The following is a 13,905-nucleotide window of genomic DNA, read 5'->3' as shown; positions in this document are numbered from 1 at the left end:
TCGTCTCGCTCGCCGGGCCCGTAGGTCGGGGACCGGCGAAAGTCTCCTGGTCAGTGCGTCTGCCGGACCGGGGTGGCTCCCTGGCTGATCGGCGACGCGACGACGGCGGTCCTACGCAGTACCTTCCCCGGAAACTGCCGGGGAGGCCCCACTCGGCGCCTTCGCGGCACTCAGCCCGGCGGCCGTGGGTGGGGCGGCCGTGGCAGCGTCGCGGTCGGGCGCTAGCGGGTCAGTCACCGCGCCGGTCTCCTCATCGAGCAGCCCCTGCGCCAGCCTGGTCACCGCAGCGGGGACCGGCGGCGCCAGGTCGGCCGTAGCTCGGAGGCCGGACAGGACGTCGTCGGGTCGAACGGCAGGTGTCAGATGCCGAACAACCAGCCGCAGTATCGCACAGGCTTTGCCGTCGGGCCTATCGTCCACGCCCTCGGCCGCCTCCAGCCGGGCCACCGCCTGGCGCGCGTCGAAGGCCCGCATGCCGTTTTTCGTACGGCGCTCGACCTGCACCTCTTCGGCGGCGAGGAACGCCTCGACGGCGCGCGCGGCCTCCTCGGCCGCCACCCCGTCGAGCCGCATCTCCCACACCGAGGCCTGCAACCGGTCGGCGAGTCCGCTGGTGTGCGCCTCGACGGCGTCGATCACGTCGAGCCCCGCCGGCAGCGACTCGTCCAGCAGTTCCCTGAGCTTTTCCGGATCGCGGCGCTCGGTGAGCGCGATCTCCAGATACTCGGCCTCGCTGCCGGTGCCCGTGGGGGCGGCGTTGGCGTACGACACCTTGGGGTGCGGGGTGAAGCCCGCCGAATAGGCCATGGGGACCTCGGCGCGGCGCAGCGCCCGCTCGAAAGCGCGCTGGAAGTCGCGGTGGCTGGTGAACCGGAGGCGGCCGCGCTTGGTGTAGCGCAGTCGGATGCGCTGCACCGCCGGTGCGGGCGGCGGGCCTTCGGGCTGTCGCTTGCCCAGTGTCGCTCAGTCCTTCGTGAGTGCGGTCGTACTGCTACCAAGAGTACGTGCCCGGGGCGCGGCCGGTTCCCGGTGGGGCGGCACCGGCAGGGCCCGCTCCGGCTCCGCGGGGGCGCCGAAGAGGGCGTGCCGGATGTCCCGGCGGGTCTGCCGCGCGGTCTCGCGGGCCGTGCGCAGGGCCTGCCGGGTGGCCCGGCCGGCGTCGCCCAGGGCCTGCCGTACCGGGCGCCAGACGCCGTCGCGGATGCCGCGCCCCAGGGGTGCGAGGACGTGGCGGTAGGCCCAGCGGATGCCGTGCCCGAGGGGGATGAGGACGTGGCGGTAGGCCCAGCGGAACGGTTCGACGAAGATCCACCGCAGCAGTCGGGCGAGGAACCGGCCGAGGGCCCGGGAGAGGAATCCGGCGGCCCGCCAGCAGTGCCCCAGCGCGTCCCCGACCTCGCGGACGACGACGGTCACCACGGCGGCCAGCGCCCGGCCCACCGGCTGGAGCACATAGCGCCACACGGCGACGACCGGCACGATCACCAGCCACCGCACGAGCGCGGTGACGCCCGCCCCGAGACCGCGCGCCAGCCAGACGATCGCCCGCCCGATCGGCGCCAGCACGGACGCGTACAACCACGCCGCCGGCACCACCACGAGATACCGCACCAACCACACCACCGCCGCGGCCACCGCACACCCCACCGGCACCACCACGAACCGCCACAACGCCACCCACGGCCACACGAACAACGCCCGCGCCAACCACACCAACCCGACACCCAAACCACGCGCCAACCACGCCAGTCCACGCCCGATCGGCGTCAACACGCTGCGGTAAACCCACACCAACGGGGCGACGACGAGAACGCGCCAGGACCACGCCAGCGGGGCGACGACGAGCGTGCGCCAGCTCCACACCACTGGTGTGACGACGAGCGTGCGCCAGCTCCACACCACTGGTGTGACGACGAGCGTGCGCCAGCTCCACACCACTGGTGTGACGACGAGCGTGCGCCACAGCCAGGACAGGCCGCGGCCGAAGGGGCGCAGCACCGTCCGGTCCACGGCCTTGGCGCAGGCGACGAGGACGTCCCAGACCACCCGCAAGGGCACCACGAGCACCAGCACCACGATCCGCACCGGTAGCCGGATCATGGTGGTCAGACAGCCCTCGGCCGGCTCGTAGCGGACGGGCGGCTCACGCCGGTCGGTGGGCTCCATCTGTTCTTCCCCCCAGTGGTGCGGAAACGCTCCTGCGCCGGCCGGGCCGACTCGCCTCACCCGGCGCCCGCCCCGTTCGTGTCCGGCGGTCCCATTGTCCGCGGACACGCCTCGGCCCGGCCCCGCGGGGTGCGGTGGCCGGGCCGAAAGGGCGTGCGCGGTGCGCTACTTGACGACGGTCAGGGGCAGCAGCTTCTTGCCCGTCGGGCCGATCTGGATCTCGGTGTCCATCTGCGGGCAGACGCCACAGTCGAAGCACGGGGTCCAGCGGCAGTCCTCGACCTCGGTCTCGTCGAGGGCGTCCTGCCAGTCCTCCCAGAGCCAGTCCTTGTCGAGGCCGGAGTCCAGGTGGTCCCAGGGCAGGACCTCTTCGTAGGTGCGCTCACGCGTGGTGTACCAGGCCACGTCCACGCCGTACGCGGGCAGCGTTTCCTCGGCGGCCTTCATCCAGCGGTCGTAGCTGAAGTGCTCGCGCCAGCCGTCGAAGCGGCCGCCGCCTTCGTAGACGGCGCGGATGACCGAGCCGATGCGGCGGTCGCCGCGCGAGAGGAGGCCCTCGACGATGCCCGGCTTGCCGTCGTGGTAGCGGAAACCGATGGAGCGGCCGTACTTCTTGTCGCCGCGGATCTTGTCCCGCAGCTTCTCCAGGCGGGCGTCGGTCTCCTCGGCGGAGAGCTGCGGCGCCCACTGGAAGGGGGTGTGCGGCTTGGGGACGAAGCCGCCGATGGAGACGGTGCAGCGGATGTCGTTCTGCCCGGAGACCTTGCGGCCCTCGGCGATGACCTTGACCGCCATGTCGCCGATCTGGAGGACGTCCTCGTCGGTCTCGGTCGGCAGGCCGCACATGAAGTACAGCTTCACCTGCCGCCAGCCATTGCCGTAGGCGGTGGAGACGGTCCTGATCAGGTCCTCTTCCGAGACCATCTTGTTGATGACCTTGCGGATCCGCTCACTGCCGCCCTCGGGCGCGAAGGTGAGACCGGAGCGACGGCCGTTGCGCGTCAGCTCGTTGGCAAGATCGATGTTGAAGGCGTCGACACGGGTCGACGGCAGCGACAGACCGATCTTGTCTTCCTCGTACCGGTCGGCGAGCCCCTTCGCGATGTCGCCGATCTCGGTGTGGTCCGCGGAGGACAGCGACAACAGGCCGACCTCCTCGAATCCCGTGGCCTTGAGCCCCTTCTCCACCATGTCGCCGATGCCGGTGATGCTTCGCTCCCGCACGGGACGCGTGATCATGCCGGCCTGGCAGAAACGGCAGCCGCGGGTGCAGCCACGGAAGATCTCGACCGACATCCGCTCGTGGACGGTCTCGGCCAGGGGGACGAGCGGCTTCTTGGGGTAGGGCCACTCGTCGAGGTCCATGACGGTGTGCTTGGAGACGCGCCACGGAACGCCGGAGCGGTTGGGCACGACGCGGGAGATCCGCCCGTCGGCCAGATACTCGACGTCGTAGAACTTGGGGACGTACACGCTGCCGGTCTTCGCGAGGCGGAACAGCAGCTCGTCGCGGCCGCCGGGCCGGCCCTCGGCCTTCCAGGCGCGGATGATCTCGGTGATCTCCAGCACCGCCTGCTCGCCGTCACCGACGACGGCGCAGTCCAGGAAGTCGGCGATCGGCTCCGGGTTGAACGCCGCGTGGCCGCCCGCGAGGATCAGCGGGTGGTCCTCCGTACGGTCCTTGGACTCGATCGGGATGCCGGCGAGGTCCAGGGCGGTCAGGAGGTTGGTGTAGCCGAGCTCGGTGGAGAAGGAGACGCCGAGCACGTCGAAGGCGCCGACGGGGCGGTGCCCGTCGACGGTGAACTGCGGCACGTCGTGCTCGCGCATCAGCGCTTCGAGGTCCGGCCAGACGCTGTACGTGCGCTCGGCCAGCACGCCCTCGCGCTCGTTGAGGACCTCGTAAAGGATCATGACGCCCTGGTTGGGCAGGCCGACCTCATACGCGTCGGGGTACATCAGGGACCAGCGGACATCGCAGGCGTCCCAGTCCTTGACCGTGGAGTTCAGTTCTCCGCCGACGTATTGAATCGGCTTCTGAACATGCGGGAGGAGGGCCTCCAGGCGCGGGAAGACCGACTCGACAGGCATCGTGGTGATCTTTCATCAGCGGGCAGGGGTGACCCTCAAGCCTAACGTGTTCGGGAGGCGGCCTTGACGAAACGGAGCGGGCGGCCGTGGGTGACCGCCCGCCGGGCATGGCGGCAGCGTCGTTCGCTAGCGGCGGGAGGACGCCCGGCGCAGCGCGTACCAGGGCCGGCGATGGGGCCCCTGGCGCGCCGTGTCGCCGGTCTCGCGGCGCGCTGCCTTGCGTGGTGGCGTCGTGCGTTGTGGCGTCGTGCGTCGCGCCGTCTTGAGTCGCGCCGTCTTGCGCAAGGCGGCGCGGTGCCTGCGGCGGGACGCCTTCTTCCAGCGCGCCGCCAGTTTCCGTTCCAGATCGGCGGCGCGGGCCTCCTCCCGCCCGTACAGCAGCCCGAACGCGAAGCCGCCCTCCCCGGCGCTCTGTGCCTGGGCCGCCAGCTCACGCAGCGCCTCGCGCGCCAGCACGCCGTCGTGGTGATCGTCCAGCAGCCGCCGCACCCGCTCGATCCGTCGCGCGAACTTCCTCGCCGGGCGGCCGAGCGCCGGGCGCGCCGTCTCCGCCGCGTACCGCGCCCGCTCGGCCGCCTTCAGGGCGCGGTGCAGGGCCGCGTCCCGCGCGGGCCCGGCGGGGGTGTCCAGCGCCGCCGTGACGCGGCGGGCCAGCCGCGCGTACTCCGCCAGCACGACCTTGGCCAGCACTTCGGGCGCGGGCCTGGCGGCGGCCCGCTTCAGGGGCGGCTCGGCCAGGAGCGCGTCCAGGGCGTCCAGCAACGCGAGAAAGCGCGCACCATCCAGGGCGTCGAGCAGCTCCTGGCGTGCGGCGAGGCCGCACCGCCGGGACCACAGGCGCAGCCGCGCGTCCACCGGGCCCATGCGCAGCGCCCCGGGCAGCTCCGCCAGCCCGGCGGCCAGCCGCGCGGCGAGCACCCTCCAGTCGCGGTCGGCGCCCAACGCGTCGGCCAGCCACTGCAGTTCGCCGTCGAGGCGAGCGGTGGCCGTGGGGTCGAGGACCTTCGCGCAGGAGCGGAACGCGGCACGCAGGCGGCGGGTGGCGACCCCCATCCGGTGGACGGAGTCGGGCAGGCCGCGCCGTACGGCCGGGTCCAGTTCGACGAGCGTGCGGACCTGGGTACGGAGGTGGCGCAGCACCAGGTCGCCGGCGGTGGCCGGTGCGGTGGCCAGGGGGGCGGATGTGGTGGCCGGTGCCGTGCCGGATGCGGTGGCCGCTGCCGTGTCTCCCGGTTTGTCGAGCCGGACGCCTGCCCGCTTGTCGAGCCGGACCGGGCCGCCGGTCGCGTCCGGCGGGCCTTCAGGCGCGGTCTCCGCCAGCGCCCGCGCCAGTTTCGACGCGGCCCGGGCAGGGCGCACGCCGGCCGCTGCCAGCGCATGGCCGATGGCGTCCAGCAGCCCGGCACCGCCCTCTCCGGCGCCCGTCAGCTCCACCTCGATCTCGTGCCACCGGGCCTCGCGCCGGGCGTCCCCCGGTCCCGCCGACGCCTCGGCACCCCGAACGCCCCTGGCCTGCCCCCCACCCCCGGCGTGGCCGGCGTCCCCCTCGGCGTCATCAGCGTCCCCGACAGCGGCGCCCGCCTCGCCCCCCACGGCCCCAGCCGCCCCGCTCGCCGGACCGGCCCGCTCCGCCCGCACCGCGTCGACCGCGACCTCGGCCAGCGGCGCGCCCTCCGCGTCCTGGAGCAGCCGCACGGTACGCCGCGTCCGCAGCCGTACGACGGGAGCCAGCTCGCGGCCGCGCACCCGCGAGCGGACGAGCGCGGTCAGCTCCGGGGGCGGCGTGTCGGACAGCGGCGCCCGCACCTCGTCCCGCACGCCCGGCGCGACCGGCAGCTTCAGGTGCCAACCGGCGTCGTGGCCGCCGGTGCGCCGGCGCAGTGTGATGCCGTCCGCGGCGAGGCGCTGGTCGGCGGTGTCGTAGTAGGTGGCGTCGAGGTCGGTGACGCCCTGGTCCACCACGGCCGCGACCCCGTCGACAACGGTCAGGTCGGGCAGCCGCGTCTCGCCGGTGGCCTCGTATTTCCGCTCGACTTCCCGCACGGTGTCCGCCATGCGTCGAATCTAGTCATCGGCCCACACCGGCGGCCACCGACCTGCGGCTCCCCGGATCGCGCCGTCCGCGGCGCTACAACGACCGGGCGGCGCCTCCGAGGCGCCGCCCCCGGCCGTGCGGCGCACTCAGCGGGACGCGGACACCGGCCGCTGCACCCGGATCGACTGGAGCAACCCGATGGCGATCCACACGGCGAACATGGACGTACCGCCGTAGGAGACGAACGGCAGCGGCAGGCCCGTGACGGGCATGATGCCCAGCGTCATCCCGATGTTCTCGAACGCCTGGAAGGCGAACCAGGCGATGATGCCGGCGGCCACGACCGTGCCGTACAGCTCGGTGGTCTCCCGGGCGATCCGGCAGGCGCGCCACAGGATCACGCCGATCAGCACGATGATCAGGCCCGCGCCGAGGAAGCCCAGCTCCTCACCGGCGACGGTAAAGATGAAGTCCGTCTGCTGCTCGGGGACGAACTGGCCGGTGGTCTGGCTGCCCTGGAAGAGCCCGGAGCCGGTCAGACCGCCGCCGCCGATGGCGATGCGCGCCTGGTTGGTGTTGTAGCCGACGCCCGCCGGGTCGAGGCTCGGATTGGCGAACGCCGCGAAGCGGGCGATCTGGTAGTCGTCGAGCAGGCCGAGCTGCCAGACGGTGAGACAGCAGATGACGCCGGTGCCCAGCAGGCCGATGATCCAGCGGTTGGACGCCCCGGAGGACAGCAGCACGCCGAGGATGATGGCGCCCAGCACCATGACCGAACCGAGGTCGGGCATCAGCATGATGATGGCCACCGGGACGGCGGCCATGGCGAGCGCCTGGACGACGGTGCGGTGGTCCGGGTGCGGGCGGTCACCGGCGTCGACCCGGGCGGCCAGGATCATCGCCATGCCGAGCGTGATGGTGATCTTCGCGAACTCGGCGGGCTGGAGCGAGAAGCCGCCCGGGATCGCCAGCCAGGAGCGGGAGCCGTTGATGGTCGCGCCCAGCGGCGTCAGCACCAGCAGGGCGAGGACGACCGACAGGCCGTAGAGGATGGGGACCGCGCCGCGCAGCGTGCGGTGGCCCAGCCAGATCGTGCCGGCGGCCAGCGCCAGCCCGATGCCGGTGTTCAGCAGGTGGTGCAGGAAGAAGAAGTACTCGTCGTCGTGGTTGAGCTCGGTGCGGTTGCGGGTGGCGGAGAAGACCAGCACCGAGCCGATGAGCGACAGCGCCACGCAGGCCAGCAGCAGGACCCAGTCGAGCTTGCGGACCACCGAGTCACGCGCGGTGATCTTGGCCCAGGTGCCGAGCTCGGGGGTGTAGCGCCGGATGGAGAACGTCCGGGAGGTGGGGCTGGTCACTGTTCTCGCCTCCCCGCCGGGGCCGGCGGGGGCGTGGCCGCCACCGGCTTGATGGGCTGGGCCTGGATGGTGCCGTCGGACTCGATCTTGGGAAGGGTGGGCTGCGGACGCGGGAGCAGCGCGGCCTTGGGGTTGATCTCTCCCTTGTCGTTGACGCCGTAGAGGGCGTTGTAGATCTTGCGTACGGCGGGGCCCGAGGCGCCGGAGCCCGTACCGCCCTGGGAGATCGTCATGAGGATCGCGTAGTCCTTTGTGTAGGTCGCGAACCATGACGTGGTCTGCTTGCCGTAGACCTCCGCGGTACCGGTCTTGGCGTGCATCGGGATCTTGTCCTGCGGCCAGCCGGTGAACCGCCAGGCCGCGGTGCCGCGGGTGGCGACACCGGCCAGGGCGCTGTCCATCTGCGCGAGGGTCTGCCGCGAGACCGGCAGTTGGCCGTGCGGCGTGGGCTTGATCTGCCGGATGTGCTTGCCGTCGGGGCTGATGACGGCCTTGCCGACGCTCGGGTTGTAGAGCGTGCCGCCGTTGCTGATCGCGGCGTAGATCGTCGCCATCTGGATGGGGGTGACGAGGGTGTCACCCTGGCCGATGGCGTAGTTGACGGAGTCGTAGGCGTGCAGCTTCATGCCTTCGACGCAGCCTTCGTGGGCGAGCAGCGTCTGGTAGTCCTTCTTCTTCGGGTACGCCTTGGCCTGCTCGCACCAGCCGGCCTTGTTGGCCTTCCAGAACCTCTTCTTCCAGTCGCGGTCCGGGACCCGGCCGCGGACCTCGTTGGGCAGGTCGATGCCGGTCTCCGCGCCGAGTCCGAACTGGTGGGCGGTCTTGTAGAACCAGTCGTTGGCGTCCTTCTTCGGCTTGTCCCCGCCGTCCTTCTTCCACTCGTCGTGCGAGAGCTTGTAGAAGACGGTGTCGCAGGAGACCTCCAGCGCGCGGCCCAGGCTGATGGCGCCGTAGCCCCTGGATTCGAAGTTCTTGAAGACCTGGCCGCCGATGCTGTACGAGGCGCCGCAGGGGTAGCTGCCGTTGAAGTCGTAGCCGGCGTTGACCGCGGCGGCCGTCGGTACGACCTTGAAGATCGAGCCGGGGGCCGCCTGCGCCTGGATGGCCCGGTTGAGCAGCGGGTAGTTGGACTGCTTGCTGGTGAGCCGCCGGTAGTCCTTGGCGTCGATGCCGCCGACCCAGGCGTTGGGGTCGTAGTCGGGGTTGGAGGCCATCGCCACCACGCGCCCCGTCTTCGCCTCCATCACCACGACCGCGCCCGCGTCCGCCTCGTAGGGGCGGTTGGTGTTGCGGTCGATTTCCTTGCGGGCGTCCTTCATGGCCTGGTCCAGCTCTTTTTCCGCTATGGCCTGCACGCGGGCGTCGATGCTGGTGACGACGCTGGAGCCGGGCCGGCCCTTCTCGCTCTTGGTCTGGCCGATGACCCGGCCGAGGTTGTCGACCTCGTAGCGGGTGACGGCCGCCTTGCCGCGCAGATCGCTGTCGTACGTACGCTCCAGCCCGGACCGGCCGATCTGGTCGGAGCGCAGCAGCGGCGAGCGGCTGTCCTTGGCCTTGGTGATCTCCTCGTCGGTGACCGGCGAGAGGTAGCCCAGGACCTGGGCGGTGTGGGCGCTGCCGGGGGCGGCGTAGCGGCGGACGGCGGTGGGCTCGGCGCTGATGCCGGGGAAGTCCTCGGACCGCTCCCGGATCTGGAGGGCCTGCTGGGTGGTGGCCTCGTCCGTGATCGGGATGGGCTGGTAGGGCGATCCGTTCCAGCAGGGCTGCGGGGTCTTGGCGTCGCAGAGCCGGGTCTTGTTGCGGATGTCCTTCTCGGACATCTTCAGCACCTTGGAGAGCCGGCCGAGCACGGCCTTGCCGTCGTCCTTCATCTTCAGCAGCTCGGTGCGGCTGGCGGAGACGACGAGTCGGGTCTGGTTGTCGGCCAGCGGCACGCCGCGCGCGTCGAGGATGGAGCCGCGGGTGGCGGGCTCGATGACCTGCTGGACGTGGTTGCTCTTGGCTTCGTTGGCGTACTCCTGGCCATTGCGGATCTGGAGGAACCACAGCCGGCCGCCGAGGGTGAGCAGCAGCGAGAAGACGAGGATCTGGATGGCGATGAGGCGGACCTTGACGCGGGAGGTGCGGCCCGTCTCGGGAATGTTGCTCACAGCCGCTTGACCCCCTTGACGCGTGCTTCCTTGCCGCGGGCGGACTTGCCCATCAGTCCGCCGCGCTGGCCGCCGATCCGGGCCGCTTTCATGAGGCCGCGGCTGCTCTTGAGGCCGGTACTGGTGCTGAGCCAGCCGTAGGCGGCCTCGCGGCCGCCGGACATACCGCTCTGGCCGTCACCGGAGAGCGGATCGTGTTCGGTTCTGCGGGCCAGCGCCAGGACGAGCGGGACGACGAAGGGGGCGAGCAGCAGGTCGTAGAGGGTGGCACTCAGCAGCAGTCCGGCGACGCCGACATGCCGGGCGGCGGTGTCGCCGACGAGCGCGCCGACGCCGGCGTAGAGCAGCGTGGAGCCGATGGCGGCGCCGGTGACGACCATCAGGGAGAGGGTCGCGGAGCGGTGCCGGCCGTTGTCGGGGCGGGTCAGGCCGGCGGCGTAGCCGATGACGCACAGGACGAGGGCGTAGCGGCCGATGGCGTGGTCGGAGGGCGGGGCGAGGTCGGCGACCAGGCCGGCGCCGAAGCCGACCAGCGCGCCGCCGACGTGGCCGTAGACCATCGCGAGGCCGAGCACGACCAGCAGCAGCAGGTCCGGTACGGCGCCCGGCAGTTGGAGGCGGGCCAGGACACTGACCTGGATGACCAGGGCGACGACCACCAGGGGGGTGGCGAGCAGGATCCGGTTGATGCGCATCGGTCAGCTCCTGGGAGGGGCGCTCGCGGTCGGGGTGGCCGTGACGGTGACCGTCGGCGCCGGCTTGGGCTTGGCCGGCTTGGGCGGCAGGACGGTGTCACGCGGATCCTCGCGGGGCGGCTGGACGACGACGCCGACGATGTCGAGCTGCGAGAAGGCGACGTAGGGCCGGACCTGGAGGGTGCGGGTCAGGTCACCGGTGGACGGCTCCACCTTGACGATCTGGCCGACCGGCACGCCGGGCACGAACGGCTTGTCGGCGCTGGAGCCGAAGGTGACCAGGCGGTCGCCCTTGTTGACGGCGGCCCGGCCGTTGAGCAGTTGGACGCGCAGCGAGCGGCCGCCCTGACCGTTGGCGAAGCCGATCTCGTTGGTCTTCTCCATGCGGGTGCCGACGGTGAAGTCGGGGTCGTTGGCCAACAGCACGGTGGCGGTGTCCGCGCCGACGGTGGTGACCCGGCCGACCAGCCCGTCGCCGTTGAGGACGGTCATGTCGCGGGCGATGCCGTCGCGGCTGCCGGCGTCGATGGTGACGGTCCAGGAGAAGCCCTGGGCGGCTCCGATGGCGATGACCTGGGCGCCCTTGATGCCGTACTGGCCGGTGCCCGCGGTCTTGAGGATCTTGTCCAGTTCGGCGGCCCGGCTGCGGTTGCGGTCGGAGGACCCGAGCTTGGCCTTGAGCGCGGCGTTCTCCAGCTCCAGGGCGCTGATGCGGGTGTGCCGCTCGCCGGAGTCGCGGACCGCGCCGACGGCGTTGCCGACCGGGTCGACGACGCGGGCGACGCCGTGCTCGACCGGGCCGAAGGCGGAGGCGGCGGCCTGCCTGGCACCGTCCAGCGGGGACTGCTCGCCGCCGCGGATATCCACCGTGATCAGCGCGAACGCGATCGCTACCAGCAGCACCAGTAGCAGCCGGCTCTCTCGTGTGTCCCTCACGTGCGGCGGCCGTGTCCTTCCTCGTAGGACCGGCCGGCTGCGGGCCCTCGCCGGTCTCGTTCGGGAGTTGAGCGTTGTGCCTGTGTGTGCGACGCCGGGTGACAAGATGTCAGGGCGCCGGGGTTGTCGAAGTGTTGTGCCTGTATATCAGCGATGTCTCATCGGCTCGGCCGAAAGCGTTCCGGCCGTGAGCCGGATGCTCCCCGCCCCCCGCGAACGCCGTATGACGTCCGCGGGACGGGCCGGGGGCCGGGGGCTTGCTACCTGCGCGGCTGGGAGTCGAGGACCTGCTGGAGGGCCTCGAATTCCTCGACGCACTTGCCGGAGCCGAGCGCGACGGAGTCGAGCGGGTCCTCGGCGATGTGGATGGGCATGCCGGTCTCGCGGCGCAGCCGCTCGTCCAGGCCGCGCAGCAGGGCGCCGCCACCGGTGAGCACGATGCCGCGGTCCATGACGTCACCGGACAGCTCCGGCGGGCACTTGTCGAGGGTCGTCTTGACCGCGTCGACGATGGAGTTGACCGGCTCCTCGATGGCCTTGCGGACCTCGGCAGCGGAGATGACGACGGTCTTGGGCAGTCCGGAGACCAGGTCGCGGCCGCGGATCTCGGTGTGCTCGTCCTGCTCCAGGTCGTACGCCGAACCGATGGTGATCTTGATGCTCTCGGCGGTCCGCTCGCCCAGCAGAAGGCTGTACTCCTTCTTGATGTGCTGGATGATCGCGTTGTCGAGCTCGTCACCGGCGACCCGGATGGACTGGGCGGTGACGATGCCGCCGAGCGAGATCACCGCGACCTCGGTGGTGCCGCCGCCGATGTCCACGACCATGTTGCCGGTGGCCTCGTGGACCGGCAGACCGGAGCCGATCGCGGCGGCCATCGGCTCCTCGATGATGTGCACCTGGCGCGCGCCGGCCTGGGTCGACGCCTCGATGACGGCACGGCGCTCGACTCCGGTGATGCCGGAGGGAACGCAGACCACCACGCGGGGGCGCGCCAGATAGCGACGCTTGTGGATCTTGAGGATGAAGTAGCGGAGCATCCGCTCGGTGATTTCGAAGTCGGCGATGACGCCGTCCTTCAGGGGCCGCACGGCGACGATGTTGCCGGGCGTCCGCCCGATCATCTTCTTCGCCTCGGCACCCACCGCCAGGATGCCGCCGGTGTTGGTGTTGATGGCCACGACCGACGGTTCGTTGAGGACGATTCCGCGGCCCCTGACGTACACCAGCGTGTTGGCGGTCCCGAGGTCGACAGCCATGTCACGGCCGATGAACGACATGTTGTTCCCCATGAGGATACGTCTGGCCTTCCCAACTGGAGCGAATGCTTACTGGAGGTCGGCAGGAGGTGATGCGCCGTAAGGCGCGGAAGCTTCCATCGTAGTCTCGTAGTCTCGCCCACTCGAACGCAGTGGGAGGACTTCCGCCATTGTCGGCTCTCCACGCACCCGCCCCCCTTAATGGTGACGTCGTGTCGCGAGGAAGCGTTCCCCCGATGACGGCGCATATGCCAAGGGGCGACCGATGATTCCATCGGTCGCCCCTGGTCACAAGGGGTTTGAGGGTGAAGATCCGTCAGGAAATCCCGGGAAAGAAAATTTTGATCTCGCGCTCGGCGGACTCTTCGGAATCCGAGGCGTGGATCAGATTCTCCCGGGTAATCGTGCCGAAGTCCCCACGAATGGACCCACTCGGTGCGGTAATCGGGTCGGTGGGACCGGCGAGCACCCGCACGCCCTCGATCACCCGCTCACCCTCGACGACCATCGCGACCACCGGTCCGGAGGACATGAACTTGACCAGCGGCTCGTAGAAGTCCCGGCCGACGTGCTCGGCGTAGTGCTGCTCCAGGATCGCGCGGTCCAGGCCGCGCAGCTCCAGCGCGCTGATCGTCCAGCCGGCCTTCCGCTCGATCCGGCCGATGATCTCGCCGATCAGACCGCGCTTGACGGCATCGGGCTTGAGAAGGACGAGGGTGCGCTGGCTCACGAAGGGACTCCCTGTATACGAATCGACGGTCAGCGGGTGACCTGAGGCTACATGGGGCCCCAGCCCCTCCGGGCCAGGCCCCCGGCCCGGCGTGGAGGGGCCGCGACAGGGCCTAGGCCGGGCCGCCCACCGGCTCGCCGTCCGCCTGGGCCTCGGCCTGGGCCGCCCACTGTGCCTTCGCCGCGTCGATCTTCCGGCCGAAGTGCACCGACGCCCACCACAGGGCCGCGAACACCGCGCCGAGGAAGAACATCGCCGGAATGACCAGACCGGCGGCGATCAGCGCGATCTGCAGGGCCCAGCCGAGCTGGACGCCGCCCGGCCGGGTGAGCATCCCGCACAGCAGCACGCACAACAGCATCGCGATCCCGCTGACCGTCCAGACCGTGGCCGCCGGCACCTCGCTCAGTTGCATCGCGACCAGTCCGGCGAAACCGATCACGAAGAACTCGCCGATCAGCGTGCTCGCACACAAGGTGCGCATG

The 13,905-nt window shown here is 71.1% G+C and carries 11 protein-coding genes; all 11 read right to left on the bottom strand.

Annotation, left to right across the window (positions count from 1 at the left end; genetic code table 11):
• Nucleotides 1–111 precede the first annotated feature (111 nt).
• Nucleotides 112–915 carry a TIGR03936 family radical SAM-associated protein gene (locus ACZ45Z_RS05685; RefSeq protein ID WP_468356581.1) on the bottom strand — a complete coding sequence of 268 codons (804 nt, stop codon included), beginning with the start codon at nt 913–915 and terminating at the stop codon, nt 112–114.
• 48 nt (nt 916–963) lie between these two features.
• Nucleotides 964–2,166: a hypothetical protein gene (locus tag ACZ45Z_RS05680; protein WP_468356578.1), complete on the bottom strand. Its 1,203-nt coding sequence runs from the start codon at nt 2,164–2,166 to the stop codon at nt 964–966.
• 165 nt (nt 2,167–2,331) lie between these two features.
• Nucleotides 2,332–4,257, bottom strand: coding sequence for a TIGR03960 family B12-binding radical SAM protein (locus ACZ45Z_RS05675; protein WP_468356576.1), 1,926 nt, complete (start codon nt 4,255–4,257; stop codon nt 2,332–2,334).
• 126 nt (nt 4,258–4,383) lie between these two features.
• On the bottom strand, nt 4,384–6,312 hold the full coding sequence (locus ACZ45Z_RS05670) for a CYTH and CHAD domain-containing protein (RefSeq protein ID WP_468356573.1): 1,929 nt from the start codon (nt 6,310–6,312) through the stop codon (nt 4,384–4,386).
• A gap of 126 nt (nt 6,313–6,438) precedes the next feature.
• Entirely contained in the window at nt 6,439–7,650 is a 1,212-nt protein-coding gene (gene rodA, locus ACZ45Z_RS05665) for a rod shape-determining protein RodA (RefSeq protein WP_468356570.1), read from the bottom strand.
• Nucleotides 7,647–9,800 (bottom strand): penicillin-binding protein 2, encoded by a 2,154-nt coding sequence (mrdA, locus tag ACZ45Z_RS05660; RefSeq protein WP_468356567.1) that lies wholly within the window; start codon nt 9,798–9,800, stop codon nt 7,647–7,649. Before mrdA ends, rodA begins: the two co-directional genes overlap by 4 nt.
• A complete protein-coding gene (gene mreD / locus ACZ45Z_RS05655; protein WP_468356564.1) occupies nt 9,797–10,495 on the bottom strand; it encodes a rod shape-determining protein MreD in 699 nt (232 codons plus the stop codon). Before mreD ends, mrdA begins: the two co-directional genes overlap by 4 nt.
• 3 nt (nt 10,496–10,498) lie before the next feature.
• Nucleotides 10,499–11,431: a rod shape-determining protein MreC gene (gene mreC, locus ACZ45Z_RS05650; protein ID WP_468356561.1), complete on the bottom strand. Its 933-nt coding sequence runs from the start codon at nt 11,429–11,431 to the stop codon at nt 10,499–10,501.
• 260 nt (nt 11,432–11,691) lie between these two features.
• Nucleotides 11,692–12,711 carry a rod shape-determining protein gene (locus ACZ45Z_RS05645; protein WP_003985182.1) on the bottom strand — a complete coding sequence of 340 codons (1,020 nt, stop codon included), beginning with the start codon at nt 12,709–12,711 and terminating at the stop codon, nt 11,692–11,694.
• Nucleotides 12,712–13,006: 295 nt separating this feature from the next.
• Nucleotides 13,007–13,420 (bottom strand): nucleoside-diphosphate kinase, encoded by a 414-nt coding sequence (gene ndk / locus ACZ45Z_RS05640; protein ID WP_468356558.1) that lies wholly within the window; start codon nt 13,418–13,420, stop codon nt 13,007–13,009.
• Between the two features lie 112 nt (nt 13,421–13,532).
• Complete coding sequence (locus ACZ45Z_RS05635) at nt 13,533–13,904, bottom strand: DUF4233 domain-containing protein (protein WP_468356555.1); 372 nt, start codon at nt 13,902–13,904, stop codon at nt 13,533–13,535.
• Nucleotide 13,905 lies beyond the last annotated feature (1 nt).

The sequence above is a fragment of the Streptomyces sp. NPDC031210 genome (assembly GCF_055570395.1).
This window is presented reverse-complemented; position numbering and strand designations above follow the sequence as displayed.